Annotated in this window: 1 protein-coding gene; it reads left to right on the top strand. The window is 45.2% G+C overall.

Annotation, left to right across the window (positions count from 1 at the left end; genetic code table 11):
• Positions 1-135: 135 nt before the first annotated feature.
• Positions 136-474 (top strand): hypothetical protein, encoded by a 339-nt coding sequence (locus B4U49_RS00290; protein WP_078082631.1) that lies wholly within the window; start codon positions 136-138, stop codon positions 472-474.
• Positions 475-555: the final 81 nt, after the last annotated feature.

Below are 555 nucleotides of genomic sequence, written 5' to 3'. Positions count from 1 at the left end.
TAACAAGGTGCGGCAGACCGACGTCTTGCTTTGTGCGCTTTTTGTGCAGTCGCTTCGCTCCTATTTTTGCGCGAAAATCACACAAAGGAAGCCGTCGCTGCGCACGGCGTTATAAGGATATGAGGAACGATTGATATGGAATCTGCAAGTGCTAAATTGTCTCGCCACTTAGGTTTAATCAAGTGGATTTATATCTTTGTTGGTCTGCTTTGTTTGGCAGCTTTTCTTATCGCGCCAAATTCTTGGAACGTAAACGTTAAAGCTCTATATGCATACCTACCATTTGTAGGCTTTATTTACCTCATGGAAATTGGCGTTCGACGCGGCGTTACAGCGGCTTTATACGCTACTTATATTTTTAGCGTGTTACTCTTGTTTGTATTCCCAGTCGGCACTGTCATCGGAATTTTTTTGTTAATTTCATGTGTTTCGGTTAGCAAAGAGACAAAGAAGAAGGGGGCAGATCCAGCATGACCATGGGAAATGCTTATAACAAGGCCAGGCAATTCGCTACAGGCCTTCGGCCCTCCGGGGGACAGCTTACCTTGTGCACGT

The sequence above is a fragment of the Microbulbifer mangrovi genome, assembly GCF_002009015.1.
GTDB lineage: Bacteria > Pseudomonadota > Gammaproteobacteria > Pseudomonadales > Cellvibrionaceae > Microbulbifer > Microbulbifer mangrovi.
This window is presented reverse-complemented; position numbering and strand designations above follow the sequence as displayed.

What these genes read in the sequence shown, in the direction of transcription:
- B4U49_RS00290 (WP_078082631.1), top strand. Translation starts at nt 136, where the DNA reads ATGGAATCTGCAAGTGCTAAATTGTCTCGCCACTTAGGTTTAATCAAG.